This is a genomic window from Roseateles sp. NT4, from assembly GCF_051857475.1.
Classification (GTDB): Bacteria; Pseudomonadota; Gammaproteobacteria; order Burkholderiales; family Burkholderiaceae_C; genus Pelomonas.
Map to the genome: position 1 here is coordinate 14748 of NZ_JBPZGZ010000005.1, position 26370 is coordinate 41117.

30 protein-coding genes are annotated in these 26370 nt (G+C 67.0%); 20 read left to right on the forward strand and 10 right to left on the reverse strand.

Translation table 11 applies throughout. The features are described 5' to 3' along the window. Positions 1-34: 34 nt before the first annotated feature. Genes ACS5PN_RS26005 through ACS5PN_RS26025 form a run of 5 tightly spaced genes read left to right on the forward strand, consistent with a single transcriptional unit; the run spans position 35 to position 3852 of the window. Entirely contained in the window at positions 35-907 is an 873-nt protein-coding gene (locus tag ACS5PN_RS26005) for a putative selenate ABC transporter substrate-binding protein (RefSeq protein WP_439466941.1), read from the forward strand. Continuing rightward, complete coding sequence (locus tag ACS5PN_RS26010) at positions 904-1710, forward strand: phosphonate ABC transporter ATP-binding protein (RefSeq protein WP_439466942.1); 807 nt, start codon at positions 904-906, stop codon at positions 1708-1710. Before ACS5PN_RS26005 ends, ACS5PN_RS26010 begins: the two co-directional genes overlap by 4 nt. Next, positions 1707-2516, forward strand: coding sequence for a phosphonate ABC transporter, permease protein PhnE (gene phnE, locus ACS5PN_RS26015; protein ID WP_439466943.1), 810 nt, complete (start codon positions 1707-1709; stop codon positions 2514-2516). The genes ACS5PN_RS26010 and phnE (ACS5PN_RS26015) overlap by 4 nt, the downstream gene beginning before the upstream one ends. Continuing rightward, positions 2513-3268: a phosphonate ABC transporter, permease protein PhnE gene (gene phnE / locus ACS5PN_RS26020; protein WP_439466944.1), complete on the forward strand. Its 756-nt coding sequence runs from the start codon at positions 2513-2515 to the stop codon at positions 3266-3268. The genes phnE (ACS5PN_RS26015) and phnE (ACS5PN_RS26020) overlap by 4 nt, the downstream gene beginning before the upstream one ends. Next, a complete protein-coding gene (locus ACS5PN_RS26025) occupies positions 3265-3852 on the forward strand; it encodes a nitroreductase family protein (protein ID WP_439466945.1) in 588 nt (195 codons plus the stop codon). Before phnE (ACS5PN_RS26020) ends, ACS5PN_RS26025 begins: the two co-directional genes overlap by 4 nt. Here the strand turns inward: ACS5PN_RS26025 and ACS5PN_RS26030 are convergent. Further along, on the reverse strand, positions 3830-5371 hold the full coding sequence (locus ACS5PN_RS26030; RefSeq protein WP_439466946.1) for a peroxidase family protein: 1542 nt from the start codon (positions 5369-5371) through the stop codon (positions 3830-3832). The two genes, ACS5PN_RS26025 and ACS5PN_RS26030, sit on opposite strands and share 23 nt — an antisense overlap. A 172-nt stretch (positions 5372-5543) precedes the next feature. Between ACS5PN_RS26030 and ureA the strand changes: the two genes are divergently transcribed. Genes ureA through ureC form a run of 4 tightly spaced genes read left to right on the forward strand, consistent with a single transcriptional unit; the run spans position 5544 to position 8044 of the window. Then, positions 5544-5846: an urease subunit gamma gene (gene ureA, locus ACS5PN_RS26035; RefSeq protein ID WP_439466947.1), complete on the forward strand. Its 303-nt coding sequence runs from the start codon at positions 5544-5546 to the stop codon at positions 5844-5846. A 10-nt stretch (positions 5847-5856) separates the two neighbouring features. Then, on the forward strand, positions 5857-6024 hold the full coding sequence (locus tag ACS5PN_RS26040; RefSeq protein WP_439466948.1) for a hypothetical protein: 168 nt from the start codon (positions 5857-5859) through the stop codon (positions 6022-6024). Then, positions 6024-6329 (forward strand): urease subunit beta, encoded by a 306-nt coding sequence (locus ACS5PN_RS26045; protein ID WP_439466949.1) that lies wholly within the window; start codon positions 6024-6026, stop codon positions 6327-6329. Before ACS5PN_RS26040 ends, ACS5PN_RS26045 begins: the two co-directional genes overlap by 1 nt. Further along, on the forward strand, positions 6326-8044 hold the full coding sequence (ureC, locus tag ACS5PN_RS26050; protein WP_439466950.1) for an urease subunit alpha: 1719 nt from the start codon (positions 6326-6328) through the stop codon (positions 8042-8044). Before ACS5PN_RS26045 ends, ureC begins: the two co-directional genes overlap by 4 nt. 9 nt (positions 8045-8053) lie before the next feature. On the opposite strand, the gene ACS5PN_RS26055 is transcribed toward ureC, so the two are convergent. Next, complete coding sequence (locus ACS5PN_RS26055) at positions 8054-9325, reverse strand: Xaa-Pro dipeptidase (RefSeq protein ID WP_439466951.1); 1272 nt, start codon at positions 9323-9325, stop codon at positions 8054-8056. 258 nt (positions 9326-9583) lie between these two features. Here ACS5PN_RS26055 and ACS5PN_RS26060 point away from each other — a divergent pair, with 258 nt between their 5' ends. Beyond that, the gene (locus ACS5PN_RS26060) at positions 9584-10333 is read left to right on the forward strand and encodes a fibro-slime domain-containing protein (protein ID WP_439466952.1); all 750 of its coding nucleotides are present in this window, start codon (positions 9584-9586) and stop codon (positions 10331-10333) included. A gap of 149 nt (positions 10334-10482) precedes the next feature. After that, a complete protein-coding gene (locus tag ACS5PN_RS26065) occupies positions 10483-10683 on the forward strand; it encodes a hypothetical protein (RefSeq protein WP_439466953.1) in 201 nt (66 codons plus the stop codon). Here the strand turns inward: ACS5PN_RS26065 and ACS5PN_RS26070 are convergent. Continuing rightward, positions 10628-11410: an SGNH/GDSL hydrolase family protein gene (locus tag ACS5PN_RS26070; protein ID WP_439466954.1), complete on the reverse strand. Its 783-nt coding sequence runs from the start codon at positions 11408-11410 to the stop codon at positions 10628-10630. The two genes, ACS5PN_RS26065 and ACS5PN_RS26070, sit on opposite strands and share 56 nt — an antisense overlap. 217 nt (positions 11411-11627) lie before the next feature. Here ACS5PN_RS26070 and ACS5PN_RS26075 point away from each other — a divergent pair, with 217 nt between their 5' ends. Beyond that, the gene (locus ACS5PN_RS26075) at positions 11628-12560 is read left to right on the forward strand and encodes a PEP-CTERM sorting domain-containing protein (RefSeq protein WP_439466955.1); all 933 of its coding nucleotides are present in this window, start codon (positions 11628-11630) and stop codon (positions 12558-12560) included. Here the strand turns inward: ACS5PN_RS26075 and ACS5PN_RS26080 are convergent. Then, the gene (locus ACS5PN_RS26080) at positions 12557-13444 is read right to left on the reverse strand and encodes a hypothetical protein (protein ID WP_439466956.1); all 888 of its coding nucleotides are present in this window, start codon (positions 13442-13444) and stop codon (positions 12557-12559) included. The genes ACS5PN_RS26075 and ACS5PN_RS26080 overlap by 4 nt on opposite strands. Positions 13445-13615: 171 nt before the next feature. Between ACS5PN_RS26080 and pepF the strand changes: the two genes are divergently transcribed. From pepF to ACS5PN_RS26100, 4 genes are all read left to right on the forward strand, one after another. Beyond that, on the forward strand, positions 13616-15469 hold the full coding sequence (pepF, locus tag ACS5PN_RS26085) for an oligoendopeptidase F (protein WP_439466957.1): 1854 nt from the start codon (positions 13616-13618) through the stop codon (positions 15467-15469). A 187-nt stretch (positions 15470-15656) separates the two neighbouring features. Continuing rightward, positions 15657-16730 carry a phospholipase A gene (locus ACS5PN_RS26090; protein WP_439466958.1) on the forward strand — a complete coding sequence of 358 codons (1074 nt, stop codon included), beginning with the start codon at positions 15657-15659 and terminating at the stop codon, positions 16728-16730. Positions 16731-16748: 18 nt separating this feature from the next. After that, positions 16749-17420: an ion channel gene (locus ACS5PN_RS26095; RefSeq protein ID WP_439466959.1), complete on the forward strand. Its 672-nt coding sequence runs from the start codon at positions 16749-16751 to the stop codon at positions 17418-17420. Positions 17421-17429: 9 nt separating this feature from the next. After that, entirely contained in the window at positions 17430-18182 is a 753-nt protein-coding gene (locus tag ACS5PN_RS26100; protein ID WP_439466960.1) for an alpha/beta hydrolase, read from the forward strand. Here the strand turns inward: ACS5PN_RS26100 and ACS5PN_RS26105 are convergent. The 3 genes from ACS5PN_RS26105 to ACS5PN_RS26115 form a co-directional block, all read right to left on the reverse strand. Then, complete coding sequence (locus ACS5PN_RS26105; protein ID WP_439466961.1) at positions 18179-18805, reverse strand: LysE family translocator; 627 nt, start codon at positions 18803-18805, stop codon at positions 18179-18181. The genes ACS5PN_RS26100 and ACS5PN_RS26105 overlap by 4 nt on opposite strands. 30 nt (positions 18806-18835) lie before the next feature. After that, positions 18836-20608 carry a metallophosphoesterase gene (locus ACS5PN_RS26110; protein ID WP_439466962.1) on the reverse strand — a complete coding sequence of 591 codons (1773 nt, stop codon included), beginning with the start codon at positions 20606-20608 and terminating at the stop codon, positions 18836-18838. 111 nt (positions 20609-20719) lie between these two features. Beyond that, positions 20720-21277, reverse strand: coding sequence for a TetR/AcrR family transcriptional regulator (locus ACS5PN_RS26115; protein WP_439466963.1), 558 nt, complete (start codon positions 21275-21277; stop codon positions 20720-20722). A 159-nt stretch (positions 21278-21436) separates the two neighbouring features. On the opposite strand from ACS5PN_RS26115, the gene ACS5PN_RS26120 reads away from it, so the two are divergent. Further along, complete coding sequence (locus ACS5PN_RS26120; protein ID WP_439466964.1) at positions 21437-21622, forward strand: hypothetical protein; 186 nt, start codon at positions 21437-21439, stop codon at positions 21620-21622. 138 nt (positions 21623-21760) lie between these two features. Then, on the forward strand, positions 21761-23323 hold the full coding sequence (locus ACS5PN_RS26125; protein ID WP_439466965.1) for a methyl-accepting chemotaxis protein: 1563 nt from the start codon (positions 21761-21763) through the stop codon (positions 23321-23323). 18 nt (positions 23324-23341) lie between these two features. On the opposite strand, the gene ACS5PN_RS26130 is transcribed toward ACS5PN_RS26125, so the two are convergent. Genes ACS5PN_RS26130 through ACS5PN_RS26140 form a run of 3 tightly spaced genes read right to left on the reverse strand, consistent with a single transcriptional unit; the run spans position 23342 to position 24759 of the window. Beyond that, positions 23342-24151 (reverse strand): crotonase/enoyl-CoA hydratase family protein, encoded by an 810-nt coding sequence (locus ACS5PN_RS26130; RefSeq protein ID WP_439466966.1) that lies wholly within the window; start codon positions 24149-24151, stop codon positions 23342-23344. Between the two features lie 3 nt (positions 24152-24154). Further along, positions 24155-24538, reverse strand: coding sequence for a type II toxin-antitoxin system death-on-curing family toxin (locus ACS5PN_RS26135; RefSeq protein ID WP_439466967.1), 384 nt, complete (start codon positions 24536-24538; stop codon positions 24155-24157). Then, on the reverse strand, positions 24535-24759 hold the full coding sequence (locus ACS5PN_RS26140; protein WP_439466968.1) for an AbrB/MazE/SpoVT family DNA-binding domain-containing protein: 225 nt from the start codon (positions 24757-24759) through the stop codon (positions 24535-24537). Before ACS5PN_RS26140 ends, ACS5PN_RS26135 begins: the two co-directional genes overlap by 4 nt. 105 nt (positions 24760-24864) lie before the next feature. On the opposite strand from ACS5PN_RS26140, the gene ureE reads away from it, so the two are divergent. Beyond that, the gene (ureE, locus tag ACS5PN_RS26145) at positions 24865-25566 is read left to right on the forward strand and encodes an urease accessory protein UreE (RefSeq protein ID WP_439466969.1); all 702 of its coding nucleotides are present in this window, start codon (positions 24865-24867) and stop codon (positions 25564-25566) included. 168 nt (positions 25567-25734) lie between these two features. Continuing rightward, positions 25735-26331: an outer membrane beta-barrel protein gene (locus ACS5PN_RS26150; RefSeq protein ID WP_439466970.1), complete on the forward strand. Its 597-nt coding sequence runs from the start codon at positions 25735-25737 to the stop codon at positions 26329-26331. Positions 26332-26370 lie beyond the last annotated feature (39 nt).

Here is a 26370-nt window from a genome sequence, read left to right on the forward strand (position 1 = left end):
CGGACAATCCCCCCTTCACCACAGGAGACCTTCGATGACTGCCTTCCCCCGTTTCGTCGCCCGTGTGGCGCGTGGCGCCGTGGCTGCCCTGGCCTTGGCCGGAGCCGCCGCCCAGGCGCAGCAGGTGCTGCGCGTGACCGCCATTCCCGACGAGTCGCCCACCGAGCTGGCGCGCAAGTTCGCGCCGCTGGGCCAGTATCTGGAGAGCAAGCTGGGCATGAAGGTCGAGTGGACGCCGGTGACCGACTACGCGGCGGCCGTGGAGACGGTCGTCAACAAGAAGATCGACTTAGCCTGGTTCGGCGGCTTCACCTTCGTGCAGGCGAATGTGCGCAGCGGCGGCAAGATCGTGCCGCTGGTGCAGCGCGAGGAAGACGAGAAGTTCCGTTCCGTCTTCATCACCGATGCCAAGAGCGGCATCACCAAGCTGGAAGACCTCAAGGGCAAGACCCTGTCCTTCGGCTCGCAGAGCAGCACCTCGGGCCACTTGATGCCGCGCAGCTTCCTGCTGGGCGCCAGGATCAACCCCGACGTGGACCTCAAGCGCGTGGCCTTCAGTGGCGCCCATGACGCCACCATCGCCGCCGTCGCCAGCGGCAAGGTGGACGCCGGCGCGCTGAACATCTCGGTCTGGGAGAAGTTCGTCGCCGAGAAGAAGGTCGACACCAGCCAGGTCAAGGTCTTCTTCACGACGCCGGCCTATTACGACTACAACTGGTCCGTCCACGCCGACATGCCGCAAGCCCTGCAGGACAAGATCAAGGCGGCCTTCCTGGCGCTGGACCCGAACACGCCTCAGGGCAAGGAGATCCTCGGCCTGCAGCGCGCGACGAAGTTCATCGCCACCAAGCCCGAGAACTACACCGGCATCAAGGCCGCCGCCGAGAACGCTGGTCTGCTGAAGTGATCGCGCTTTCCGGCATCGATGCCGCCGCCCTCGGCGGCGCGACGCCCGTGCTGCGCGGTGTCAGCCTCGCGCTGGCCGCGGGCGAGCAGGTCGCCGTCATCGGCGCTTCGGGCGCTGGCAAGACCACGCTGCTGAATCTGCTCGCGCTGATGCAGGGCCCGCTGACCGGGCGCTTCACGCTGGACGATGCCGACCCCTGGGCCCTGAGCCGCCGCGAGCGCCAGCGCCTGCGCGCGGACATCGCGCTGGCGCCCCAGCAGCCGCCACTGCCGCCGCGCCAGCGCGTGGCCGTGGCCGTGCTGTCCGCACGCTTGCCGCGCATGGCGCTGGCGCGCAGCCTGCGCACGCTGTGGAGCCCACCCGATGCCCCACTGGCCCAGGCCGCGCTGGCTCAGCTCGACCTGGCCGACAAGCTCTGGCTGCGCGTGGACCGGCTCTCGGGCGGCGAGCGCCAGCGCGTCGGCCTGGCACGGCTGCTGGTGTCCGACGCCCGCCTGTGGCTGGCCGACGAGCCGCTGGCCGCGTTGGACCCGACCCGCGCCGAGCTGGCCCTCGCGACGCTGCAACGCAATGCCCGCGAGCGCGGTGCGGTCCTGGTCTGCAGCCTGCACCAGGTCGACCTGGCGCTGAAGCACTTCCCGCGCGTCGTCGCCCTGCGCGGCGGCCGGGTTGTCTACGACGGTGCGCCGGATGGCCTCGACGAGGACCTGCTGGACGAGCTCTATCGCAGCCAGAACGAAGCGCCGCCGGAGATCGCGCCGCTGGCGCAGCCCGTGCCCTTGCCTCAGGCCATGTGCCGATGACGCTGCGCGACCCCGCCCTTGGCCAGCGCTGGGCCACGCTGCTGATCGCCCTGGTGCTGGCCTGGCCGCTGCTGGTGCTCGCCGAGTTCAAGCCCTGGGCCCTGTTCGACGAGCGCAGCCTGCGCGCGACCGGCCGTTTCCTGGCCCAGTTCATCACGCCGCGCGCCGACGGCGAGTTCCTCACCATGCTCGCCCGCGACACCTGGCGCACCGTCGCCATCGCCACTGCGGGCATGAGTCTGGCGCTGCTGCTGGCCCTGCCGTTGGCCCTGGTGTCGACGGCGCGGCTGTCGGCCAGCACGCTGGAAGGTCGGCCCGGGCCGGCACGCTGGTTGCGCCGCGCGGTGCGGGCCCTGCTGGTGCTGCTGCGCTCCATTCCCGAGCTGGTCTGGGCCCTGGTCTTCGTGCGCGTCGTCGGCCTGGGCGCGACGGCCGGCGTGCTGGCCATCGCGATTGCCTATGGCGGCATGCTGGGCAAGGTCTACGCCGAAATCCTGGAGAGCGCCGACGCCGCGCCTACGCAAGCCCTGCTGCGCTCGGGCAGCGGCCGGCTGCAGGCCCTGCTGTTCGGCGCGCTGCCGAGCTGCCTGCCCGAACTGCTCAGCTACACGGTCTACCGCTGGGAATGCGCGGTGCGTTCTTCCGTCGTGCTGGGCTTTGTCGGCGCGGGCGGCCTGGGCCAGCAGCTGGACAACGCGTCCAAGATGTTTGCCGGCAACGAGGTCAGTGCCATTCTGCTGGTCTTTGTCGGCCTCGTGATGCTCAGCGATGCCTTCAGCCGCTGGCTGAGAGGACGGCTCGCATGAGGCTGTCCACCGCCGCCGTGCTGCTGGGCCTCGTGGCCCTGGTCATCGCCAGCTTCTGGTCGCTGGACCTGCAATGGTCGGCCTTCCTCGGCCCCGAGGCCCTGGCCAGCATGGGCCGTTTTGCGGCCAGCTTCTTCCCGCCCGAGATGGCGCCGGCCTTCCTTGCCAAGACGGGCTGGGCGCTGCTGGAGACGCTGGCCATGTCGGCCATCGGCACGGCCCTGGCCGTCGTCGGTGGCCTGCTGCTGGCCCTGCCCGCAGCGAGTTCGGGCGTGGCTCGCGCGGCGGCCCGGCTGGTGTTGAACGCACTGCGCAGCGTGCCCGAGCTGGTCTGGGCTTCGCTGCTCCTCATCCTGGCCGGCCTGGGGCCGTTGCCCGGCACCCTGGCCCTGGCCCTGCACACCAGCGGCGTGCTGGGCCGGCTGTTTGCCGAGAGCTTCGAGAACGCCTCGCCCGAGGTGGCCCTGGCGCTGCGCCAGCGTGGCATCGGCACGGCGCGCGTGTGGCTGTTCGCGACGCTGCCCCAGACCCTGCCCCAGCTGGTCAGCTACACCCTCTACCGCTGGGAGAACAACATCCGCGCCGCCAGCGTGCTGGGCGTCGTCGGCGCCGGCGGCCTGGGGCAGATGCTGAGCTACCACCTCGGCCTCTTCCAGATGCACGAAACCTGCACCGTGCTGATCGCGATGATTGCCTTGGTCGGGCTGGTCGATGCCCTGTCGTGGGCTGCGCGCAGAATGCTGACGCGATGACTGACGAGACCTCCTTGCAAGCTCTGCTGACCCGCTATTCGGTCGGTCCCAAGTATCTGGTCGAACCCGGCCCCGATGACGAGCAGCTCGCGCTGATGGTGCAGGCGGCCTTGCGAGCACCCGACCACGCCGAATTGGTGCCTTACCGTTTCAAGCTGGTGCGCGGCGCCGCAAAACAGGGCATGGCCGCCCTGTTTGCCGACGCAGCCCTGGCGGCCGGCAAGGGGGAGGAGGGTGCTGCCCTGGACGCCGAGCGCGCGCTGAAGCCGCCCATGACGGTGGCCGTCGTCGCCCGCATCGACCTGGGCCACCCGCAGGTGCCGGCCCACGAGCAGTGGGCGGCCGTGGGCGGGGCCATTGCCAACTTCCTGACGGCGGCCCATGCCCTGGGCTTCGGCGGCAAGATGCTGAGCGGCGCCAAGGTGCGCAACCCGGCCATCGCCGCGGCTTTCTGCGAACCGGGCGAGACCCTGCTGGGCTGGATCGCCCTGGGCACGCCGGTGCGCAAGCCGGCCGGACCGGCGCGCAAGCCCGAGGCGCAGCAGGTGCTGGTGGACTGGCCTACAGCAGGCCCGCGAACCTGAGCACGGCCCAGAAGCTGATGTCCTTGCCGATCATCGGCACCCAGCCGGCCGGGGCCGCATTGCGGAAGGAGCGCGGGTCGCTGTCGACGATGCCGTTGAACACCTCCATCAGGATGCGCCCGCCCACCGGGCCCAGCCTGGACGTCGAACCGACGCCGCTCGTGAAGTCGGCGTCCTGCAGGGCGCGCTGGTTCACGCTGCGCCAGAAGACCAGCAGCGGCGCCTGGGCCTCGGCCAGGATGTAGAACCACAGCGGCGTCTCGGTCAGGAAGCGCGGGTCGGCGGAGCCGATGCTCTTGAAGGTGAAGCCGCCGCCTTGGTCGTCGGGGACCGGTTCGCGCACCATCAGCTCGTCTGGACCCAGCGGCTTTTCCTTCAGCGCCGCCGCGAAGGCCTGGCCGGTGGCGATGGCATAGGCGTCCAGGTTGCCGCGCTTGAGGTTGAGGGCGGCCAGCGAGCGGCGCCCGGAGTCGATGCTGGGCGGCAGTGCGGCCAGCGGGTCCACCAGCGAGGGATCGATCTTGTAGGCCCACTGCAGGCGCACGGCCGGGTTGTTCTCGACCGGCGCGGGCTGGTTCTTTGTGGGGATGACGAAGCTGGGCGTGAAGAAGCGGCCCCAGTCGTCGATGAGGTGACCCGACGGCAGCGGCTGGAAGCCCACCAGGCTGTCGTCGCTGAGGTCGGTGCCGTCGAAGATGAGCTTCTTGGTGACGGTGTTGAGCCGGTAGCCGCGCCTGACCATCGAGTGCCCGAAACGATAGGCCGCGCCGACGAATTCCTTGGGCAGGTTGCCGCGCATCGGGCCGTCGGGCGTGTCGACATCCTTGTAGAGGTCGTAGGCCTTGGCGCCCAGTGACGCGCGGCGCTGGGTGAAGAAGTCGTAGGTGTGGGTGTTGACGATGCGCAGCAGATAGTCCTCCAGCACGATGCGCTGGTAGGTCCAGGTGACCTCGCGGCGCGCGTGCTCGAAGAGGTCCCTGGGTTCGGTTTCGCCGTTCTGCCGGAGCCTGAGCACCACGGCGTTGTGGAACTTGATCATGGCCAGCTGGATCTGGCAAACGATGGAGTTCTCGTCGTTGCGCTTGTCGCCGATGATGGCGCGGCCATTGAGGGGCTGGCGCATCAGATCGGTGCCGCGCGGGTCGATCAGCAGCGTGGCGCCGTCGGCGGCGTACATATAGGGCTGGTCCTGGGGGCCGGAGCCATAGATGCAGTCCAGGTCCAGCGACGGCGTGCGCAGGTTGGACGCCGCGTCCTGGGGCCTGGAGAAGGACGAGGTCGTGTCCAGCGTCAGGTCGTGGTCGACGAACTGGCCGAAGTAGGTGTAGCCGGCCGGGACGGCCAGGTTCTCCTCGGCATCGGCGCCATCGTTGAGCTCGTCGTCCTCCACGATCATCAGATTCGCCAGGGCGTCGAGGCTGGCATCGGCGAAGGGCGTGGGGTTCTTGGGCAGCAGACGCACGAGCTGCTGCTCGCGGGGCGTGGGCTGGCCGTGGCCGTTGTTGGGGATGACAGGCATGAGATGACTCCAGGCGTTGAGACCGGATCGTGAACCTCCGGTCTGGCGCCTGAATCCCCAGTCCTGTTGAGGAAGTCTTCTTGGCACGCTTCAAGCTAGGGGTTAGCTTGTCCCGATGGCTCCCAAGCTGTCATGAAGCCAACATGGAGCTGACTAAACAGCGAAGCGAGATATGGAGCTGACGCCCCGAGAGAAAGACAAGTTGCTGCTCTTCACCGCCGCGCTGCTGGCCGAGCGCCGCCGCGCCCGCGGGCTCAAGCTCAACTACCCCGAGGCCGTCGCGCTGATCAGTGCCGCCATCCTGGAAGGCGCCCGCGACGGCAAGACGGTGGCCGAGCTGATGAGCGAAGGCCGCACCGTGCTGACCCGTGACGACGTCATGGACGGCATCGCCGAGATGATTCCCGAAATCCAGGTCGAAGCGACCTTTCCGGACGGCACCAAGCTCGTCACCGTCCACCAACCCATTCCTTGAGACCGCTGCCATGCGCAAGATGCTTTTGCTGCTGCCCCTCATCGGTGTGTCGGCCCTGGCCCATGACGGCCATGGCGCGCCGTCCGTCCACCTGCACGGCTGGGACGGCGCCGGCATGACGGCCCTGGTGGCCGTGGCCGGCGTGGCCGTGTGGTGGCTCACCAAGGGCCGCAAGTGATGGTGCCGGGCGAACTGATCACTCTAGAGGGTGAACACGAACTCAACCCGGGCCGCCGCACGCTGACGCTGAAGGTCGCCAACGCCGGCACCCGGCCCATCCAGGTCGGCTCCCACTACCACTTCGCCGAGACCAACGCAGCCCTGGGCTTCGACCGTGAGGCCGCGCGCGGCATGCGCCTGAACATCTGCAGCGGCACGGCCGTGCGCTTCGAGCCCGGGCAGACACGCACCGTCGAGCTCGTCGACCTGGGGGGCGACCGCGCCGTCTGGGGCTTTCGCGGCCTGGTGCAGGGCAAGCTATGAAGATCAGCCGCCGTGCCTATGCCGAGATGCTCGGCCCCACCGTCGGCGACAAGCTGCGCCTGGCCGACACCGCCCTCGTCATCGAGATCGAGCAGGACCTGACGCTGCGCGCCGGCGGCTACGGCGAGGAGGTCAAGTTCGGCGGCGGCAAGACCGTGCGCGACGGCATGGGCCAGTCGCAGCGCGTCAACGGGCCCGGCCCGGGTGACGCGGTCGACACCGTCATCACCAACGTCGTCATCCTCGACCACTGGGGTATCGTCAAGGCCGACATCGGCCTGCGCGGCTGCCGCATTGCCGCCATCGGCAAGGCCGGCAACCCCGATGTGCAGCCGGGCGTGGACATCGTCATCGGCCCCGGCACCGAGATCATCGCGGGCGAGGGCTTCATCGTGACGCCTGGCGCCATCGACACCCATATCCACTTCATCTGCCCGCAGCAGATCGAAGAGGCGCTGATGAGCGGCGTGACCACCATGATCGGCGGCGGCACCGGCCCCGCCACCGGCACGCTGGCCACCACCTGCACGCCCGGACCGCACCACATCGCGACCATGCTGAAGGCGGCAGAGGCCTTCCCGATGAACCTGGGCTTTCTCGGCAAGGGCAATGCCTCGCGCCCCGAAGGCCTGATGCAGCAGATCGACGCCGGCGCCATCGGCCTCAAGCTGCACGAGGACTGGGGCACGACGCCCGCGGCCATCGACAACTGCCTGAGCGTGGCCGAGCTGACCGACACCCAGGTCGCCATCCACACCGACACGCTGAACGAGAGCGGCTTCGTCGAGGACACGATCGCGGCTTTCAAGGGCCGCACCATCCACAGCTTCCACACCGAGGGCGCGGGCGGCGGCCATGCGCCGGACATCATGAAGGTGGTGGGCGAGGCCAATGTGCTGCCCAGTTCCACCAACCCGACGCGGCCCTTCACGGTCAACACGCTGGACGAGCACCTCGACATGTTGATGGTCTGCCATCACCTGGACGCCGGCATCGCCGAGGACCTGGCCTTTGCCGAAAGCCGCATCCGCCGCGAGACCATCGCCGCCGAAGACATCCTGCATGACCTTGGTGCCATCAGCATGTTCTCGTCGGACAGCCAGGCCATGGGCCGCGTCGGTGAGGTGAGCCTGCGTTGCTGGCAGACGGCGCACAAAATGAAGGTGCAGCGCGGCGCCTTGCCCGGCGACGGTGCCGGCAACGACAACGCCCGCGTGAAGCGCTACCTCGCCAAGCTGGCCATCAACCCCGCGCTGGCCCATGGCGTCAGCCATGAGGTGGGCAGCATCGAGGTCGGCAAATGGGCCGACCTGGTGCTGTGGAAGCCCGCCTTCTTCGGCGTCAAGCCGTCGCTGATCCTGAAGGGCGGCTTCATCGCCGCCGCCGCGATGGGCGATGCCAATGCGTCCATCCCGACGCCTCAGCCGGTGCATTACCGGCCGATGTTCGGCAGCTTCGGCGCGGCCTTGTCGCAGGGCTCGCTGACCTTTGTCAGCCAGTCCGGGCAGGGCAATGTCGAGAAGCTGGGCCTGGCCAAGACGCTGGTGCCGGTGAAGGGCTGCCGCACGGTCAGGAAGACCGACATGTTGCTCAACAACTACCTGCCGACGATGGAGATCGACGCGCAGACCTACGAGGTGAGGGCGGACGGCGTGCTGCTGACCTGCGAACCGGCGAAGGAGCTGCCGATGGCGCAGAGGTATTTCCTGTTCTAGCCTGATCCGTCACCGGGAGGGCAATGGCACCACTGCGCCGCCCTTCATGACGAAAGCGGGCGTCTCCAGCAGCTTGGCGTTGGCCATCGGGTCGCCTTGCACCGCCACGATGTCGCCGAAGCGCCCCACGGCAAGGCTGCCGACGTCGGCGCTGCGGCCGAGGGCTTCGGCGGCGTTGAGCGTGGCCGCCTGGATGGCCTGCAACGGGGTCATGCCCCAGGTGACCATGGTGGTGAACTGGCGGGCGTTGTCGCCGTTGGGGTAGACGCCGCCATCGGTGCCGTAAACCATCTTCACGCCGGCCTTGACGGCCGCCTGGAAGGTCTGGCGCTGCTTGAGGCCGATGGCGCGCTCCTTCTCGAGCGACTCCTTGAACAGACCGTTCTTCTCGCCCTCGGCGAGGATGTAGTCGTCGTTGTAGATATCCATCGAGAACCAGGTGCCGCGTTGCTTGGCCAGGGCAAAGGCTTCGTCGTCGGCCAGGCTGGCGTGCTCGATGGTGTCGGCGCCCGCACGGATCGCGTCCTTGATGCCCGACGTGCCGTGGGCGTGCACGGCCACCCGCAGCCCGAGCATGTGGGCCTCCTCCACCAGGGCCTGCATTTCGGCCAGGCTGTACTGCTGGGCGCCCGCCACGTCGGTCTTGGACAACACGCCGCCGGTGGCGCAGAACTTGATCACTTCGGCACCGTACTTTCGCAGCTTGCGCACCGTGGCCCGGATGGCTTCGGGGCCATTGGCGACGGCGGGTTCGTGAGTCTGGATGGAGGGCGGGAACTCGGTGCTGTCGCAATGGCCGCCGGTGGCGCCGATGGCGTAGGTCGCCGGCACGATGCGCGGGCCCGGCACATGCCCCTGCTCGATGGCCTGCTTCAGCGCCACATCGTCATAGTGGGCGGAGCCGACATTGCGTACGGTGGTGAAGCCGGCTTCCAGCGTCTTCTTGGCATTGGCCACGCCCACCACGGTCCAGAAGTTGTCGGTGAACTCCAGGCCGCGATAGCCGCTGTAGCGCGGGTCGCCGGTGAGATGGACATGCATGTCGATCAGGCCGGGCAGCAGGGTCAGGCCCGGCAGGTCGACGCGGCGTGCGCCGCTGGGCGCAGCATCACCCTGCTTGCCGACGGCGGTGATGCGGCCGTCGGTGATGACGAGCTGCGGGCGAGGCAGATAACGGCCGCTGGCGACGTCGAGCAGGCGCTCGGCGCTCACCACGACGACATCGGCTTGCACATGAGCGGCGAGGGTGCAGAGGACAAGGGCGGCAATTTGGATGCGCATGTGAGACGTACCGGACAGTGGCTGCGCTGCGATTCTCTGCGCGTCTTGGACGCCGTTTCACGTCGGACATGCGGCGCGTCAGGTCGGGCCGCGATGGACGGCTGGAACGAAGTCAGCCGGTGCCAGGGAGCGCGCAACGAAAGCCAACGCTGCCGCCGTACATCCGTCGGATGCCGCCCAGGTTCCCCGCGAATCGGGGGTCCGCCGGTGGCAAGTGGACCCAACAATCAGGTCGCCTTGCACCCCCAGGAGAACTTGATGCCGCGCCTGCTTCCTTTCCTCATGATTGGCTTGGTTGCTGCTTCTGCGCAGGGCGCCCCGGTGGCCCTGACCGGCACCGTGCGCGATTTCCATGCCGACGGCGTCAATTTTGAAGGCGGGGGCGGTGCTGGTGCCGGGATGGTGGCGAGCACCTTGAGCGGCCCGTCGCCGACGCTGACCGCGCTCGGCGCATCGTCGGTGTCGAACACCGGTGCGGGGGCCTTCAGCAACTGGTACACGCGTGCCACCGACAGCACGAGCTACGCACTGACGCTGAACGAGACCTTCGCCGGCTCCGGCATCTACACCTATTCCTCCAACGCCTTTTTCCCGATCGACGGCCAGCTCTATGGCAACGAGGGCCGGTCGCACAACTACCATTTCACACACCAGATCTCGGCGACCTTCGGCTACACCCAGGGGGCGGGCCAGACCTTCTCCTTCACCGGCGACGACGACGTCTGGGTCTACTTCGATAAGCAACTCGGCATCGATCTTGGCGGCGTGCATGGCGCGCAGTCCGCCACGGTGAATCTCGACACGCTGTTCGGCTCGATGGGCGGCCGCGCGTCGGGCAACTACAGCTTCGACTTCTTCTTCGCCGAACGCCACACGACCGAATCAAACCTGCAGATTTCCACTTCACTGGCCCTGCAGCCGAACAGCAACGGGGTGCCGGAGCCTGCGTCGGTCGCGCTGGCGGCGCTGGCGCTGGCCGCCCTGCGGGTGACGCGCCGCCGCCGCTGAGGCAGCACGCCAGCCTTCATCGTTTCATCCGCGGAGCTCTCGTCCACGCCTCGCGGGCCGGCGTCAGCGGTACGGTGGTCAGCTGGCGCACTACAGGACGATGTTCGGCTCCTTCGGCGCTGTCTTGTCGCTCGGTCAAGAAGACCGACATGCTGCTCAACAACTACCTGCCGACGATGGAGATCGGCGCGCAGACCTACGAAGTGAAAGCGGACGGCGTGCTGCTGACTGGCGCAGAGGTATTTCCTGTTTTAACGAACGCCGCACCCAGCGCCGCGCGCACCCGTGAGGCCGTCAAGCGATACCGGCCTGCTGCAGCACAGGCTCCCAGCACTTGGCTACCTTCCTGAAGCCCGAAGGCGTGGGGTGCAGTTCGTTCGCCCACTCATCCCGGGCGAGCGTGCCGCGCTGGTCGACCAGATGAACCAGGCCGTTGTAGTGGCTGCGCAGGGCCGTCAGCTCGGCCCAATAGGTGTCGATGCAGAAGTTCACCAGCCCCTGCTGCAGACCTCGGGGGACCTGGCAAAGGTCCATGGGGTATTGCAGCCACTGGCCCAGGCCCAGGAAGCCGATGCCATTCGGGTTGGCGTAGTCGTAGCCGTGAATGAAGACGGGCGTGCCCGGAATCTTCTGCTGCACCAGGTCGATGGTCTGGCGCAGCGCGCCCGTCACAGTCTTGAACAGGGCGGCCGGCTGTCCGGCCGCAAAACAGTTCTGCGGCAGGCCTTCGGCGGAACAGTTCGGCTTCAGCAGGGGAACGAAATCGTCAGGCCCGGCCAGGTCGTTGCCACCGCCCGACAGAAAGACGGCTCGCAGGGTCTTGCCGTAGCCCTTGACGGCGTCCAGATCCCATTCGATCTGTGATCGCACCAGACCGCTGGTGTACTCGACGGCCTCGGCACCGTTGGCGCCGCGTACCAGAATGATGTGCTGCTGGCGCTTGTTCAGCACTTTGTACAGCGTGATGAGCAGATTGCTCTTCAGGTACCAGAACCAGGAGTCGCCGATGGCGAGCACTGTTGGGAAGACGCCTTCCCTGCTCAGATCCTGTTCGTTCCAGACCGGGCCATTGATCATGTTGTGCTCCCTGACAAGCGTGCATCGCTGATGCGAAGGGATTCTCGGGAAGCGGCGGAGGCGGCACCTCCTCAATCTTGTGGTCCGGCGGCAATCCGCGAACACGACGCCTTCGTCGTACAGACGTATTCCAGGCCCGCCAGGGATCACCGCTCATTAGGGACTGACGGCCACCAGGTCGGCGCGTAGCGTCGGGTCACAGAACAAGGAGCCCGCCATGCGCCATCGCCTCGCCCTGCTGCCTCTCGCCCTGGCTTGTCTGCCGGCCTTTGCCGTCGAACTCAGCCAACAGAATCTCGGCGCCACGGGCGCCCTCGTATCGAGTTGCGCCGGCATGGCCTCTGGTTCCTTCCCGATCGAAGGCGGTCTGTTCGACTGGCTGCCCGGCAAGTCCAACTGCAACGCGGTCATGACCACCACGGCGGGGCAGCAACTGGCCACCAGCGGCGCCTACGACCAGGCGACGCCTTCTGTTCAGGCCGACTCGCATGGCAGCGCCAGCTACGGCTCGGTCGGCATGTACGCGCATTTCCGCGCCAATGCGAATGCCGGCTTTGCGGCGGCCGAGAGCACGGCGGGGTGGACCGACACCTGGACGCTGACGCCAGCCAACTCAGCCCAGATCGGGCAGAACGCGGTGCTCACGTTCAACATCCATCTCGACGGCGTGCTCGACGGCCTGCCCATCGGCAACAGCTACACGCGCATCGGCACGCAGGTCTGGCTCAACAACGCGACGGCCGGGGGGCAGAACTTTCGCGTCCAGGGCCAAGGGCAGGGCGGCTTTCCCTTCCACCAGGCAATCGACCAGGACCTCAGCTTCAGCGTCACGGTCCAGCTGGGCACGCCTTTCGAGCTGGGCATCTTCTCGCGCGCTTCCGCGGGCACGGCCGGCGCCGGGCCGAACTGGTTCAGTGAGGCCAGCAGCGACTTCGCCAGTACCTTGACCTGGCAAGGCATCAGCGGCGTCAAGCTGGGCGGCAACGCGATTGCCTACACGCTCAGCAGCCAGAGCGGCATCGACTGGACCGCGCCCTACGCGCCGGTGCCCGAGCCTTCGTTGGCGCTGCTGTTCGGCGGCGGCCTGCTCGCGCTGGCGCTGCGCCGGCGCAGCTGCCGATGCATGCCCAGCCGCTCGCCGGCCCCTTAGACCGCCGCGGGCTTGCGGCGCGACCGCATCGCGGCAAGCAACAGCACGCCGGACGTCATGAGCAGGGCAGGCCCGGGTTCCGGAACCGGGTTGGCACTCGTGAATCCCCAGATCTCGGTGGAAAGCGTTGCCTGGGCGTACATGACGTCGTCGCTGTCATTCGTCAGGGTGATCGTTTCCGTCCAATGTCCGCTGTCGGTTTTGCCTGTGTAGACGCCGTTCGAGAAGCTGGACTGCACCTCGAGCCAATGCTGGGTGCTCTGCCCTTGGTTGGCGTTGTTGGTCGCAATCGAGAACCCCATGATGGCGCGCGCGAACTCACCGCCGTACACGGGCGCGGCTTCGACGCCACCCGTCGTCCCGACACTCATGTCGACATCAAAGCTGAAGCTGATGCTGGTCCTGGGGCTCAATGACAGGTTGCCAAAGATCATGGCACTTGCCGGCAATGTGGCCCTGGCCAGGAACTCCGAGCGGTCGTCAACCAGCGATGAGGGCCCTGCCCAGCCACTGAGCTTCACCGTGGTGTTCGATGCGCTGCTGCCCGGGCCGATGGATCCGTAGGCGGCCGCCGTCGGGGCGACGGCCTGGGCGGCGATGGGGTCCAGCGGTTGAGGTCCGACGGCGCCGCCGTACACCATGTAGGGCTGTGCATTGAGGGTGCCGGCCTGAACGTCGATCTTGTTGCCGAGTATGGACGTCGGCAAAACAAAGGCCATCGCCGGATCAATGCCATCGCCCGGACGCAGGTCGGTGAGGCCGATGCGGAAATCCGACACCGTGATGGAAGCGTAGCTTCCGGCCGAGGCCGTGGTGCAGATGGCGGCACCTGCCAGCATGCCCATGGCCGCACGTGCAGCCCGACGGATTGCAAGAATCTTCATTGGTGGCTCACTCCCTGAAGCGAAATCCTAGTGCCTGAACCGGTCGCATCCCCTCGGGGCCTTCCCGAGCGGACCTTGTGGGTCCACGCGCTGGGGTTTTCCCGCTGTCGCTCGGTCGGCACGCCATCCCCGCGACACTGCGAGGTTTCGACCTTTTCATCCCTTCCAGCCATGAAGCGTCTGCCTCTTCCCCGCGCCCTTCTGCTGTGCCTGGGCCTGGCCCTGGGCGGCCAAGCCCTGCACGCCGAGCCCATGCCCACCATCTGGGACCTCAGCCCTCTCTTCGCCAGTGACGACGACTGGGAAGCCGCCCGCAAGGCCGTGCAGGCCGACCTGCCCAAGCTGGCTGCCTTGAAGGGCACGCTGGGCAAAAGCGCCAAGAGCCTGCGTGCCGGGCTGGACGCCATCAGCGCGGCCAACCTGCGCATGGACCGCCTGCGCGTCTACGCCAGCATGAAGCAGTCCACCGACAACCGCGATTCCAAGAATCAGGAGCGCAGCGGCCTGGCCGCCCAACTGGACGGTGAATACGGCAGCACCATCGCCTGGCTGGAGCCCGAGATCCAGGCTCTCGGCGAAGCCAAGGTCATGGCCTTCCTGAAGGCCGAGCCGGGGCTGAAGAAGCATTCCGAGCATCTGCGCAACAGCCTGCGCCAGGCCAAGCACACGCTGAGCGCCGAAAGCGAAGCCGTCATCGCCGCACTGGGGCCGGTGCGCGGCGCCACGGGCGAGGTGCGAACCCTGCTGTTCAACGCCAACACCAAGTGGCCCGAGCTCATTGTGGGCGGCAAGACCGAAAGGGTGGACGACACCAGGTACGGCCTGCTGCGCCAGAACCCTGATCGCGCGGTGCGCAAGCAGGTGTTCGACGCCTTCTTCGGCGCCATCGGCCAGTACGAGGACACCTACGGCGTGACGCTGGGCAATGTGGTGCAGGACGACACCACCATGGCCAAGCTGCGCCACTACCCCAGCGCCGTGGCCATGAGCCTGGGTTCGGAAGAGGTGCCCGAGGCCGTCTACCGCACGCTGGTGGCCGAAGTGCACAAGGGCCTGCCCACGCTGCACCGCTACTTCAAGCTGCGCCAGAAGATGCTGGGCCTGCCGGACCTGCACTATTACGACATCTACCCGGCCCTGGTCACGCAGAACAAGCAGTACAGCCTGGACGATGCCGCCGCGCTGACGCTGGCGGCCACCCAGCCGCTGGGCGACGACTACCAGGCCCTGCTGAAGACCGGCTTCAAGGCCAACACCATGCATGCCCTGCCGGCACCGGGCAAGCGCGGCGGCGCCTACCAGGACGGCGTCTACGGTGCGCCGCCCTTCGTGTTCCTGAACCACCAGGGCGAGTTCGAGTCGGTCAGCACCTTCGCCCACGAGTGGGGCCATGCCATGCACACCGCCATGGCCAATCGCGCCCAGCCCTATGAGACGGCGAACTACTCCCTCTTCATCGCCGAGATCGCCTCCACCGCCAACGAGGTGCTGCTCAGCAACTACATGCGCGGCCAGGCTGCCAGCAAGGAAGAGAAGCTCTACCAGCTCGGCTATGCGCTGGAGCGCCTGCGCGGCACCTTCTTCCGCCAGGCCATGTTCGGCGAGTTCGAGCTCAACACGCATGACGCCGCCGCCAAGGGCGAGGCCCTCAACGGCAAGCGCGTGACCGAGATCTACTGCAAGCTGCTGAAGGACTACCACGGCGACGCGGCCGGCGTCATGAAGATCGACCCGCTGTACTGCCAGGAGTGGGCCTTCATCCCGCACTTCTACCGGCCCTTCTATGTGTACCAGTACGCCACGTCCATCACCGCGGCCCTGCACTTCGCCGAGGACATCCTGGCGAACAAGCCCGGCGCGCGCGACAACTACCTGAAGCTGCTGGCCGGTGGCGGCTCGGTGGCGCCCTACCAGGCGCTGAAGAACGCGGGCCTGGACATGGCCAGCCCGGCGCCCTACCAGGCCGTCATCAAGCGCATGGACGCCATCATGGATGAGATGGAGGCGCTGCTGGCGGCCAAGTGAGGCCTCGGCCTTCTCCAAGACCTACAAGCGCATCGCACCTCGGCTGGCTTGGACGTGGAGCCGCGGTCCCTAGACTTTCGCCCCGACACCTGAGCTGGCGCGAGCCGCAGGGTGGGGGAGAAAACAGGGAGGATTGATGCGCGAACTGTCTGTTCGACACCGGGTGCGTCCCGGCGCGGTGGGAGCGATGCTGGCGCTCCTCGCGCCGCCCTTGATGGCGCAGACGCCGCCCGACACGGCGGCACTGGAGAAGTGCGCGGAGATCGGCGCACCGGCCGATCGCCTGGTCTGCTACGACAAGGCGATGGGCCGTGCGCCCGCGCCGGCAGCGCCGCCTGGCTATGCAGAAAACCCCGCCGGCGGCGCGCCCAAGCCGTCGACCTCGCTGCTGGCGCCCAAGGGTGAGGTGGTATCGGTGGCCGCCGAGAGGCAGGAGCCGCCCAGCCTGATGTCCAAGTTCTGGGAGCTGGAGCCTGAGGACAAGCGCGGCGTCTTCAACTTCGTCGGCTACCGCGCCAACTACGTGCTGCCGCTGCACTACACCAGCCGCATCAACCGCGCGCCGCAGTCGCCCAACCAGGACCCGGTGGAGCTGTCGAACTACAAGCGCGAGGAGGCCAAGTTCCAGCTCTCCTTGCGCACCAAGCTCGCGCAAGATCTGCTGCTGCCCGGCGCTGACCTGTGGGCCGCGTTCACGCAGCAGGCGATGTGGCAGATCTGGAACGGCAAGGATTCCAAGCCCTTTCGCAACAGCGACTACGAGCCCGAGCTGATGTATGTGGTGCCGACGCCCGAGAGCTGGCGCCAGCTGCCGCTGGGCTGGCAATGGCGCTACACGCAGCTGGGCCTGGCCCACCAGTCAAACGGCCAGTCCGACCCGCTGTCGCGCAGCTGGAACCGCATCAACGTGGCGGCAGGCTTCGAGCGCGGCGACTGGTCGGTGGTGACGCGTTTCCTGCGTCGGCTCAGGGAGAACGCCGACACCGACAACAACCCCGACCTGGTCGGCTACCGCGGCCGCGGCGAGTTCCAGCTGAACTGGGCCCACGAGAAGCACACCGCGCAGCTGACGTACCGCACCACGCTGAAGGACGTCAAATACGGCGCGCTGCAGTTCGAATGGACCTATCCGGTGTTTGCCGACCAGCCCAACGGCCTGCGCTGGTATGTGCAGGTGTTCCGCGGTTATGGCGAGACGCTGACCGACTACAACTTCCGCCAGACCAGCGTCGGCGCCGGATTCAGCTTCCTGCAGTTCTGAGGGCCGCAGAATCCGGGCATGCACATCCGCCAGCGCCGCCTCCTTGCCCTCACGCGGCGTCATCCCTCGGCCATCCTGCTGCTGGTGCAACTGCTGGGGCTGCTGCTCTACCCGCTGCTAGAAGCCACGCGCGCCGGCCCGATGGCGCTGAGCGTCTTCGGCATCACGGTGCTGATCTTCACCACCGGCATGGTGCGCCGCACACCCGGCCTGACCTGGCTGAGCGTCTGTCTCGCCCTGCCGGCCATCGCGCTGCTGCTGCTGCAGGCCTTGCGCGACGACATGAACGGGCTGCTGCCCTGGTCGGCCGCGCTGGAGGCGCTGTTCTATTTCTACGCCGCCGCCAGCCTCGTCGCCTACATGCTGAGCGACACGCATGCGACCACCGATGAGCTGTTTGCCGCCGGTGCCACCTTCACGCTGCTGGCCTGGGGCTTTGCCTACAGCTTCGTGGTGCTGCAGGCCCTGCAGCCCGGCAGCTTTTCAGCAGCGGTCCATGCCGAGCTGCCGCGCAGTTGGACCGAGCTGATGTTCCTGAGCTTCGCGCTGCTGTCCAGCACCGGCATTGGCGACGTCATCCCCGTGCGCCCGCTGGCGCGGGCCCTGACCAGCCTGGAGATGTTCGTCGGCGTGATGTACCTGGCCGGTGTGGTGTCGCGGCTGATCGGGTTGACGCTGCTGCGCCGCTGAAGGCACTCGATGCTCGCCTGTGTGTCCCTGCTGCTGGCGCTTGCTGAGCCCGTGTCTGCGCCGGCCTATGTCTACGCCGGCACGGTGGAGGCCGACCAGCGCATCGCGTCCAAGATCACCGGCATCACCTACCCGTATCACGTCTACCTGCCCGCGGGATATGCGAGCTCGGGCAGGCGCTACCCGGTGATGGTTGCGACCGACGGGCAGTGGAGCTTCGGGTCCTTCTCCAGGATGCTGGACCAGCATCGCAAGGCCATGATCCTGGTCAGCGTCGAGCAGGGCGGCCCCGAGCCTGATCGCCGGGCCGTCGACTACACCGTGGAGGGCGCACCGGCCTATGCCCGTTTTCTGCGGGAGGAGCTGGTGCCCCTGGTTGAGAGCAGCTACCGCACGACGGCGGCGCGCAGCTTTGCGGGCACGTCCTATGGTGCGGTGCTGGGTGCGGTGATGCTGAGCACCGAAGACGTGGCCAGGCCGTTTTTCAGCAACTACCTGCTGTTCGATGGTTCCTTCTGGGCGCTGAAGGACAAGAACATCCGGGACGAGGACGCGCGCTTTGCAGCCAGCCACCGCCTGCGGGTGCACCTGATCCTGACGAGCGCAGATGCGCCCGGCAATGTGGAAGACGTGACCGCCTACGAGGCGCGCTACAAGGCCCGGGCCTGGGTGGGCCTGCGCATCGATCGCAAGGACTTCAATGTTGCGCACGACAAGGTCGGCAAGCCTTCTTTCGATTGGGCCATCGACCTCATCGACTAGCGCGACGTCATCATCCTCACACCCAAGCCGATGAACACCGTCCCTGCCAGCCGGTCGAGCCACAGGCCCGCGTTGGGCCGGCGGTTCAGCCAGGCGCCGACGCTGCCCGAGAAATAGCCCAGCAGGCCGAACAGCACGACGGCCTGGGCGGTGAACAGCAGGCCCAGCAGACCCAGCTGCCATTCCATCTGCCCCTGCGACGCGACGACGAACTGCGGCAGGAAGGACAGGAAGAACAGCACCACCTTGGGGTTGATGGCATTGGCGACCAGGCCCTTCAGGAACAGCTGGCGCAGCGGCGTTGCGTCACCCGCCTCGCCGCCCACGCGCACGGCGCCCGCATGCCGCCAAGCCTGCACGCCCATCCACACGAGATAGACACCGCCCGCCACCTTCAACAGCGTGAACGCCAGCGGCGACGCCGCCACCAGGGCGCTGACACCGATGACGGCCAGCAGCGTGTGGCTGAGGCAACCCAAGGCACAGCCCAGGCCGAAGGCGATGCCGGCGCGCCGGCCGCGTGACATGCCCATGCTCAGCACCATCAGGTTGTCGGGGCCCGGCGTGGCGGTCAGCACGATGGCGGTGGCGAGGAAGGCGAGGATCTGGGCGGCGGTCAGCATGACGGGATGCTAAAGCCCACGCGGGCTGGGTTAGGGAGCGACGGGGCGTGGGCTCAACTGCATGGACCAGGGCTGGTCGATGCGCAGGTGAAGCTTCTTCAAGGCATCCGCGCCCTTTGTGGAAGGTGACGCCTCAGCCGCGGCCAGGGCCATGCAGAGCCGCATGGATGTCGCTGTCGGCTTCTTGTCGTCGAGGATGTCCGGCTTCTCCCGATAGACCTTCTCCAGTGCCAGCAGCAGGTTTTCCTTGCGTGGGATGGTGCACTTTGTGTGGTTCGTTTCACGGCAGTTCGACAGCGCGCGGAGCTTTGCGGCGATGGTGGCGTTGCCCGCCAGGTCCTCGCCATCGAGGATCGCGCTTCCGTCTTGTTCAGGCCATTCGTAGTGCAGCGTGGCCATCGCAGGGAAGGTTTGGCTGACGATGTCGGCGTACTCCAGCAACTGCGGCCTGAGCTCCTGGTGCTTCTCTTCTTCCTTTTCAGCCAGGCCCTTGCCGATATTGATCAGCATGTGCCAACCGCGCTGCAGCCAGTTCCAGTCGGCCAGGCTTGCGTGCGCCGTCCTCTGGAGGTCGACGCCATAGTCCCATTCCGGCTTTGCCGGCGATGGAATCGAGACCTTGCAGTCCAGGCCTTCCGTGAGGGGCCGGGCCTTGGACTTGAAGCCGATCCTGCCATCGCCCGACTTCTCGAACTGCAGCGTCCGCATATAGATGGGCGGGTCAGCCAGGCTGCCGGTGTTCAGCTCCACGATGCCGCCGAGGGCGTCGGTGTGATGGGCGAGTTCGCCGTCATGGGTGTGCGAGGTGACGATGAAGTTCAGTGAGCGGGGATCGTCGGCCAGCAACTTCCAGGCGCGCTGCTCGGCATTGTTCAGGCGCCAGTTGCCGATCGGGTAGTGGGCGATGAAGAAGAACCTGGCGTCGGGCTTCATCCTGCCCGTGAGCCTGCGGGCGGCCGCGAATTGCCCTTTCAGCAGGCCTCCGACCTTCCCGGCGCTGGAGATGCTCTCGTTGCCGAAGAGGTCGCGATAGTTGGACGAGTCCAGCAGCAGGGCGTAGACGGGCGTCGCGTCCTTGGCGGCCTCGTCGGGCGCCGGCATCTGGACCAGTTGGACGATGAAAGACTCCCAGGGCTCGTCCTCGGAGAGATGGGCCGCCCAGCAATGGCTGGCGTCGGCGTTGCATCGAACGTCCTTGCCTGCATCTGAGCCCGGACCCAGCAAGTCCAGGTAGGCCCGGACTACATCGGTCTTGTGGAAGGGCGTGGTCCGGGGCGGGTTCAGCATGCCGGCATTGCAGAGCTTGGCCCAATGCGCATCCTTGAAGGGGCGAAAGTGCGTTCCTTCGGGGGGTGTGGAGAGATTGCCCGCCAGATAGCCGTCGTGATTGCCGGGCGTGTAGACCCAGGTCTTGGGGCCCGGCGCCCCCTTGCTCTTCATGACCCGCGCGAAGCGGTCCCATTCGCTGCTGCAGGACATGTCGAGGGCGTCACCGGCGTGCAGCAGCAGCGACTTGCCCGACATGTCGATAGCCCGTTGCAGCAGGTCGTCGGCACCAATGACCTGCTGCGCGCTGCGGATGGTGACCTCGACGATTTCGTCGCCGGCCCCCTGCAGGATGGGGCTGGGATAGCCGCGGCTCTCATGGAACTGGGTGTCCGAGATCAGGCTGATCTCCGCGGTGAGGGGCTGCGAAGCGGCCGGGCTCCACGAGTCCAGGCGGTCCATGCTGACCGGATCCTTCACACGGCTCGCGCAGCCCGCCAGCAGCACCAGTGCGATCAGCAGCCCGAAACGCCTCATTGAAATCCTCCCTTTTGATGGCGTCACTCTAAGTTGGGGCCCTGTGAGTCGCATGCCAAAACTCATCAAGAGTGTTGAGCGGCTTGACCCTATGTCGTGCGCCCGGCGTGATCACTGTTTCTTGGCCGACATCGCAAAACCCAGCACCAGCCGCGTCAGCGACTGCTCCAGCGCTTCGCGGTCGAGCTCGCCAGAGGCATGGGCGGTGATGGCGGCACGCGTCACGCCCGCCACGGCATGCGTCAGCACGAAGGCATCGGTGCGTGACAGCGGCGGCATGACCATGCCGGCGCCGGTCACGCCATCGGTGGAGAAGGACGTCATCAGCTGCTCCAGCAGCGGCTGCAGCAGGCCACTCGTGCCGCGCTCCAGGGAATAGCGCATCAGCCTTTGGTGGGCGAGCTTGCGGCCGCCATAGGCATCGAGCACCGCACCCAGCACGGCGCCTATGCGTCCACCTGGGCGGGCCGGTGGCGTCTGCATCACCTCGAGCACGCGAGCCGACAGCCCACCCAGCTCGCGCGCCAGCAGGGCCTGGAACAGGGATTCCTTGTCCGGGAAGTACTGGTAGAGCGTGCCGATGCTGACGCCCGCCAGCTTGGCGATGGCGTTGGTGCTGATCTGCGCGGGTTCCAGCTGTTCCAGCAGCCGCGTGGTGGCCTCGAACATGAGTTCCACCTTCTGCAGCGAGCGCTCCTGGCGCGGCGACCTTCGCCTAAGTGACTGATCGGGTAGGTGTTTTCTGGCCATCGCGGCGCCCGGCGAACGCGAGTCGCTAAACATGAGTTGTGCTCATATTATTTCGTCTGCAAGGTTTGGAGCAGACAGATGGACCCGCAGATGAGCAGCACAGACGATATGGCGACCCACACCGCCCGGCGGTTTCGCTTCGACGGTCCGCGGCTGAAGCGGCTGCTGGGCAGTCGATGGGCCAAGGGGGTGTTCGCCGTCGGCATGGTTGTCAAAGCCGGGCTGTTGATCGCCGCTGTCATCAGCGCGATAGGTCATGCCTAGACGGCGCATTTCTCACCGCGTCTCGTGACAATTGCCGGCCAATCCTCAAAACCAATCGATTGTTATCGCATGTAAAGCGCTTTCCGGCGCAACATGGCCTCGCGCTTCACTGATGAGGCATGTTGTACGGGAGGTGACATGGAAGGCTATCTGCGCTCTTTGCGTATCGGAAAACGTCTGGCGGCGGTGTTCGGGCTGTTGTTGATCTTGCTGTGCGCCGTCGCAGCCTTTGGCAGCTGGCAGATGTCCAAGGTCAACGACAACGTCGTGGACATGGACACGAATTGGCTGCCTAGCGTCGAGATGCTGGGCGAGATGCAGCACCAGGCCAGCCTGACCCGGGAGACGGCGCTGCTGGAGGTGCTGGAGACCAACCCGGAAGCCAAGAACCGGCTGGCCGAGCAGCACCGCGAAGCCATCCAGGCCTTCGCGGCCAAGGCCAAGGATTACGAGCGCAGCGTCGCTTCGCCCGGTGAGCAGCGGCTCTACGACGACATCAAGGTGGCCTGGGCGGCCTATCTCGTGGCCGACGCGCCGCTGATGCAGGCGGCCGCTGGCGGCGATGCGACTTTCCAGGCCGCGCGCGAGCAGGCTGTGGGCGATTCCGGTGCGCGCTTCCGTGCCGTCGAGGATGGCATCAACAAGGACGTGAAGCTCAACCGCGACGGCGGCACGCAGGCCGGCGTCAACGCGGCCGCGTCATACAACGGCGCGCTGCACGTCAACATCGTCGTGGCGGTCGTCGCCATCGTGCTCGGCCTGCTGCTGGCCTTTCAGGTCACGCGCTCCATCACGCGGCCCATCGCCAAGGCCGTGGCCACGGCGCGCGATGTGGCCGGCGGTGACCTGACCGTGCAGTTGCACGACGAGGGGCGCGACGAACCCGCCGACCTGCTGCGCGCCATGCAGCAGATGGTGGTGCAGCTCGGCAGCCTCGTCAGCCAGGTGCGCGACTGCAGTGAGAGCATCGCCACGGGTTCGGGCGAGATCGCCCAGGGCAACGCCGACCTCAGCCAGCGCACCGAAAGCCAGGCCAGCAGCCTGCAGCAGACGGCGGCGTCCATGGAAGAACTGACCGGCACCGTTTCGCAGAATGCCGCCGCTTCGAACGAAGCCAGTCGCATGGCCAACGACGCCGCGCAGTCCGTGGCCGATGGCGGGCGTGCCGTCAGCAGCGTGGTGGCGACCATGGACGAGATCACCGCGGCATCGAACAAGATCGCCGAGATCGTCGGCGTCATCGACGGCATCGCCTTCCAGACCAATATCCTGGCCCTCAATGCTGCTGTCGAGGCAGCGCGTGCTGGCGAGCAGGGCCGCGGCTTCGCGGTCGTGGCCGGCGAGGTGAGGGCCCTGGCTCAGCGTGCAGGTGGCGCGGCGCGTGAGATCAAGGTGCTGATCGGCGCCAGCACCGAGCGCGTGCAGGCCGGCGCCACCCAGGCCCAGGAGGCGGGCAGCGTGATGACCCGCGTGGTGAGTGAGGTCAGCCGCGTCAGCGCGCTGCTGCAGGAGATTTCGAGCAGCACCCACGAGCAGACCTCGGGCATCCAGCAGGTCGGCAGCGCCGTCAGCCATCTGGACCAGGTCACGCAACAGAACGCCGCCCTGGTGGAGCAGAGCGCCGCGGCGGCCGAAAGCCTCAGCGGCCAGGCTCAGCAGCTGGCCGAGATCGTCAGCCGGTTCCGTCTGAACCGGGCCTGAAACGGGCCGGAAGGTGCCTCAGTCGCGGAAGCTCGGCGTGGCCTTGCCGGCCATCATGGCTTTGGTGAGGTCCTCGCTCATCAGCATGCCGGCGTTCCAGGTCGCGATGTAGTTCAGGCCGTCGGCCACCGAGTGGTCGCGGGCGTAGTTCAGCTGCTCCTTGGTGCCGCGGACGGACAGCGGCGATTTGCTCGCCACCAGCGCGGCGATCTCGCGCACGCCGGCCTGCAGGGCCTCGCGGCTGTCGAACACGCGGTTGACCATGCCGATCTCGCGCGCCTCGGCCGCTTCCACGCGGCGGCCCGTGAAGGCCAGCTCGCGCACGAGGCCCTGCGAGCCGACCATCTTGGGCAGGCGCTGCAGCGTGCCGACGTCGGCCACCATGCCGATGTCGATCTCCTTGATGGAGAAATAAGCGTCGGCGCTGCAATAGCGCATGTCGGCGCAGCAGATCAGGTCAATGCCGCCGCCCACGCAGGCGCCGTGAATGGCCGCCAGCACCGGCTTGCGGCAGCGTTCCAGGCTGGTCAGCGTGTCCTGCATGTCCAGGATGACGCGGCGCAGGCTCTCGCGGGTGCGGCCATCGCAGGGGTCCTGGATCTGCGGCGCGATGCCCATCATCATCTGCAGGTCGATGCCGGCCGTGAAGTGCTTGCCTTCACCTTCCAGCACCGCCACACGGGCTTCGGCCTGGCTGTCGATCCAGTTGAAGGCGCGGCGGATGTCCTGCCACATCCCGGCATTCATCGCATTGGCCTTGTCGGGGCGGTTCAGGCGGACGGTGGCGATGTGGTCCTGGACGGAGACGGTGAGGGTTTCGAGTTGCATGGGTCAGCGCGGGGTGGTGTATTCGCGCAGCCATTGCGCGAGCGTGGGTTCGTCGATGTCGCCGGCGGCGACGGCGAGCATGGTCAATGTGGCGTCAGCTTGTGTGGCTGTCAGTCGCCAATGGTTCAGAAACAGGAAGAGGCCGATGGAAAGGAAGGCGGCGCGCTTGTTGCCGTCGACGAAAGGATGGTTCTTTGCCAAGCCCACGCCATAGCTGGCCGCAAGGTCGAAAGCATCGGGTTTGCTGTAGTGGGCGAGATTGGGCGGCCGAGCCAGGGCGGACTCAAGCAGGCCCTCGTCACGCAAACCAGCCGCGCCGCCGTGCTCGCGAAGACTTTCGCCGTGCAGCAGTTCCAGTGCGCGGCGGTCGATCCAGACCCAGCTCACTTGGCAAGCTGATGGAAGGTGTCCTTGAATTCACGCATGAACTCCCGCCCCGCTTCGACCTGGGCTTCAAGACCGGGGTCGTACGGCGTCAAGGTGACTCCATTCGCCGCTTCGGTCAGATAGAGCATGTCGCCCTTTTCCACCTTCAGCCGAGCCAGCACTTCCTTGGGCAGGATGACGCCGACGGAGTTTCCGATCTGGGTCAGCTTGAGTGCGCTCATGGTGAGTATTGGGTTGGTTATAACTTTTGTAATACTAGCTGCAAGCTGCTGCTGCTTCAAGCCTTCTGCGGCGAGGAGATAGGCTTGGCGCCGATACTTGCGCCCATGATCCACGCCACCAAACGCATTGCCGGCGGCGCCGGCCTCGCTCCTGTCCTCGTCAAGCGCGCTCCGACCCTGGAACTCGACTGGGATGCCCGCAGCAAGAGCCGCTTCTCCGCCACAGACTCCACCGGCCGCGAAATCGGTGTTGTGCTGCCGCGTGGCACCAGTCTGCGCGGTGGCGATGTGCTCATCGCGGAAGACGGCTCGCTGCTGCGCGTCATCGCAGCCGCCCAGCCGGTGCTGCAGGTGCGCCATTGCAGCGAGCATGGTTCGCCCTTTGACCTGTTGCGCGCCGCCTACCACCTCGGCAACCGCCATGTGCCGCTGGAGCTGCAATCGGACCTGCTGCAGTTCGAGCCTGATCCCGTGCTGGCCGACATGCTGCGCCGCCAGCACCTTATCGTGACCGAGGCCCAGGCGGCCTTCGAACCCGAAGGCGGGGCCTATGGCGAGGGCGCGGGCCATGGCCATCATCACCATGGGCATGAGCACCACGACCATCGCCATGCGCACGACCATGCCGCTGCGCCGGCTCCGGTCCGCAAGCCACTGGCCATCCCCGTGAAGGCGCACGATGCCGGCCATGTGCACGGCCCCGACTGCAACCACGATCACGATCACGATCATGGCCACGGCCATGCCGCCCACGGCGAGCCGGGTCATGTGCATGGCCCGGGCTGCGGCCACGATCACAAGCACTGACGCCGACGCCCCAGGGCGCTGAGGTGGATGGCAATGCTCACTTCAGCCTAGGGGGCTGGTTCTCCCTGATGGCGCCTTGTTGTGCCGTTAGCATCGCGCGCGTCGCCGAGCGCTTGCCCTCACGGGGGCGGGCTGCGGCGCCACACGAGCCAACCAGGGAGTCCCTTCTTGAAGTACATCCGTCACTTTCTCGCCGGCCTCGCCGTCGGCCTGCCCGCGCTCAGCTTTGCACAGGCGCCCAACCTCGCAGCGTCCACCTATATCGGCGTGGAACTCGGCACCGGCAAGGTTGACCTGAACTGCCCCGCCAACACCGACTGCAGCCGTGTGGATTCCAACCTGACGGTGCGCGCCGGCCACCGCTTCGACCCGTCCTGGGCCTTCGAGGTGACCTATGCCCACACCGACGCCGATTGGGGCATCCTGGGCCGCAACTACTCGGCGGAATACACCGGCTTCGGGCTTGGGGCGGCCTATACCCTGCCGCTGTCCACCAGCGTCGGGGCGGTGCTGCGCTTCGGCGGCGCTTCCAATGAACTGAAGCTGCAGCCGGCCGTCGGCCTGTCCGGCAGCAACCCCGGTACGACCACGACGCGTTCCGTGAAGCCTTATGGCGGGCTGGGGCTGTCTTGGCAGTTTGCGCGCCACTGGAGCACCAGCCTCAATGTCGACCTGACGCGGGCCGACGTGCGCGACCGCGCGACCGCGCCTAAGCAGACCGTGACTGTGCGCACCCTCGGCGCCGGTATCGCCTTCAATTTCTGATCGCGAAGGCGGGGTGTCGGCGAGCCGGGCCAGAATCGG

Bases quoted from the DNA above. Each gene is read 5' to 3' on its own strand.
- ACS5PN_RS26005 (WP_439466941.1), top strand. From the start codon at position 35: ATGACTGCCTTCCCCCGTTTCGTCGCCCGTGTGGCGCGTGGCGCCGTG.
- phnE (WP_439466943.1), top strand. From the start codon at position 1,707: ATGACGCTGCGCGACCCCGCCCTTGGCCAGCGCTGGGCCACGCTGCTG.
- phnE (WP_439466944.1), top strand. From the start codon at position 2,513: ATGAGGCTGTCCACCGCCGCCGTGCTGCTGGGCCTCGTGGCCCTGGTC.
- ACS5PN_RS26025 (WP_439466945.1), top strand. From the start codon at position 3,265: ATGACTGACGAGACCTCCTTGCAAGCTCTGCTGACCCGCTATTCGGTC.
- ACS5PN_RS26030 (WP_439466946.1), bottom strand. From the start codon at position 5,371: ATGCCTGTCATCCCCAACAACGGCCACGGCCAGCCCACGCCCCGCGAG.
- ureA (WP_439466947.1), top strand. From the start codon at position 5,544: ATGGAGCTGACGCCCCGAGAGAAAGACAAGTTGCTGCTCTTCACCGCC.
- ACS5PN_RS26040 (WP_439466948.1), top strand. From the start codon at position 5,857: ATGCGCAAGATGCTTTTGCTGCTGCCCCTCATCGGTGTGTCGGCCCTG.
- ACS5PN_RS26045 (WP_439466949.1), top strand. From the start codon at position 6,024: ATGGTGCCGGGCGAACTGATCACTCTAGAGGGTGAACACGAACTCAAC.
- ureC (WP_439466950.1), top strand. From the start codon at position 6,326: ATGAAGATCAGCCGCCGTGCCTATGCCGAGATGCTCGGCCCCACCGTC.
- ACS5PN_RS26055 (WP_439466951.1), bottom strand. From the start codon at position 9,325: ATGCGCATCCAAATTGCCGCCCTTGTCCTCTGCACCCTCGCCGCTCAT.
- ACS5PN_RS26060 (WP_439466952.1), top strand. From the start codon at position 9,584: ATGCCGCGCCTGCTTCCTTTCCTCATGATTGGCTTGGTTGCTGCTTCT.
- ACS5PN_RS26065 (WP_439466953.1), top strand. From the start codon at position 10,483: ATGCTGCTCAACAACTACCTGCCGACGATGGAGATCGGCGCGCAGACC.
- ACS5PN_RS26070 (WP_439466954.1), bottom strand. From the start codon at position 11,410: ATGATCAATGGCCCGGTCTGGAACGAACAGGATCTGAGCAGGGAAGGC.
- ACS5PN_RS26075 (WP_439466955.1), top strand. From the start codon at position 11,628: ATGCGCCATCGCCTCGCCCTGCTGCCTCTCGCCCTGGCTTGTCTGCCG.
- ACS5PN_RS26080 (WP_439466956.1), bottom strand. From the start codon at position 13,444: ATGAAGATTCTTGCAATCCGTCGGGCTGCACGTGCGGCCATGGGCATG.
- pepF (WP_439466957.1), top strand. From the start codon at position 13,616: ATGAAGCGTCTGCCTCTTCCCCGCGCCCTTCTGCTGTGCCTGGGCCTG.
- ACS5PN_RS26090 (WP_439466958.1), top strand. From the start codon at position 15,657: ATGCTGGCGCTCCTCGCGCCGCCCTTGATGGCGCAGACGCCGCCCGAC.
- ACS5PN_RS26095 (WP_439466959.1), top strand. From the start codon at position 16,749: ATGCACATCCGCCAGCGCCGCCTCCTTGCCCTCACGCGGCGTCATCCC.
- ACS5PN_RS26100 (WP_439466960.1), top strand. From the start codon at position 17,430: ATGCTCGCCTGTGTGTCCCTGCTGCTGGCGCTTGCTGAGCCCGTGTCT.
- ACS5PN_RS26105 (WP_439466961.1), bottom strand. From the start codon at position 18,805: ATGCTGACCGCCGCCCAGATCCTCGCCTTCCTCGCCACCGCCATCGTG.
- ACS5PN_RS26110 (WP_439466962.1), bottom strand. From the start codon at position 20,608: ATGAGGCGTTTCGGGCTGCTGATCGCACTGGTGCTGCTGGCGGGCTGC.
- ACS5PN_RS26115 (WP_439466963.1), bottom strand. From the start codon at position 21,277: ATGTTCGAGGCCACCACGCGGCTGCTGGAACAGCTGGAACCCGCGCAG.
- ACS5PN_RS26120 (WP_439466964.1), top strand. From the start codon at position 21,437: ATGGACCCGCAGATGAGCAGCACAGACGATATGGCGACCCACACCGCC.
- ACS5PN_RS26125 (WP_439466965.1), top strand. From the start codon at position 21,761: ATGGAAGGCTATCTGCGCTCTTTGCGTATCGGAAAACGTCTGGCGGCG.
- ACS5PN_RS26130 (WP_439466966.1), bottom strand. From the start codon at position 24,151: ATGCAACTCGAAACCCTCACCGTCTCCGTCCAGGACCACATCGCCACC.
- ACS5PN_RS26140 (WP_439466968.1), bottom strand. From the start codon at position 24,759: ATGAGCGCACTCAAGCTGACCCAGATCGGAAACTCCGTCGGCGTCATC.
- ureE (WP_439466969.1), top strand. From the start codon at position 24,865: ATGATCCACGCCACCAAACGCATTGCCGGCGGCGCCGGCCTCGCTCCT.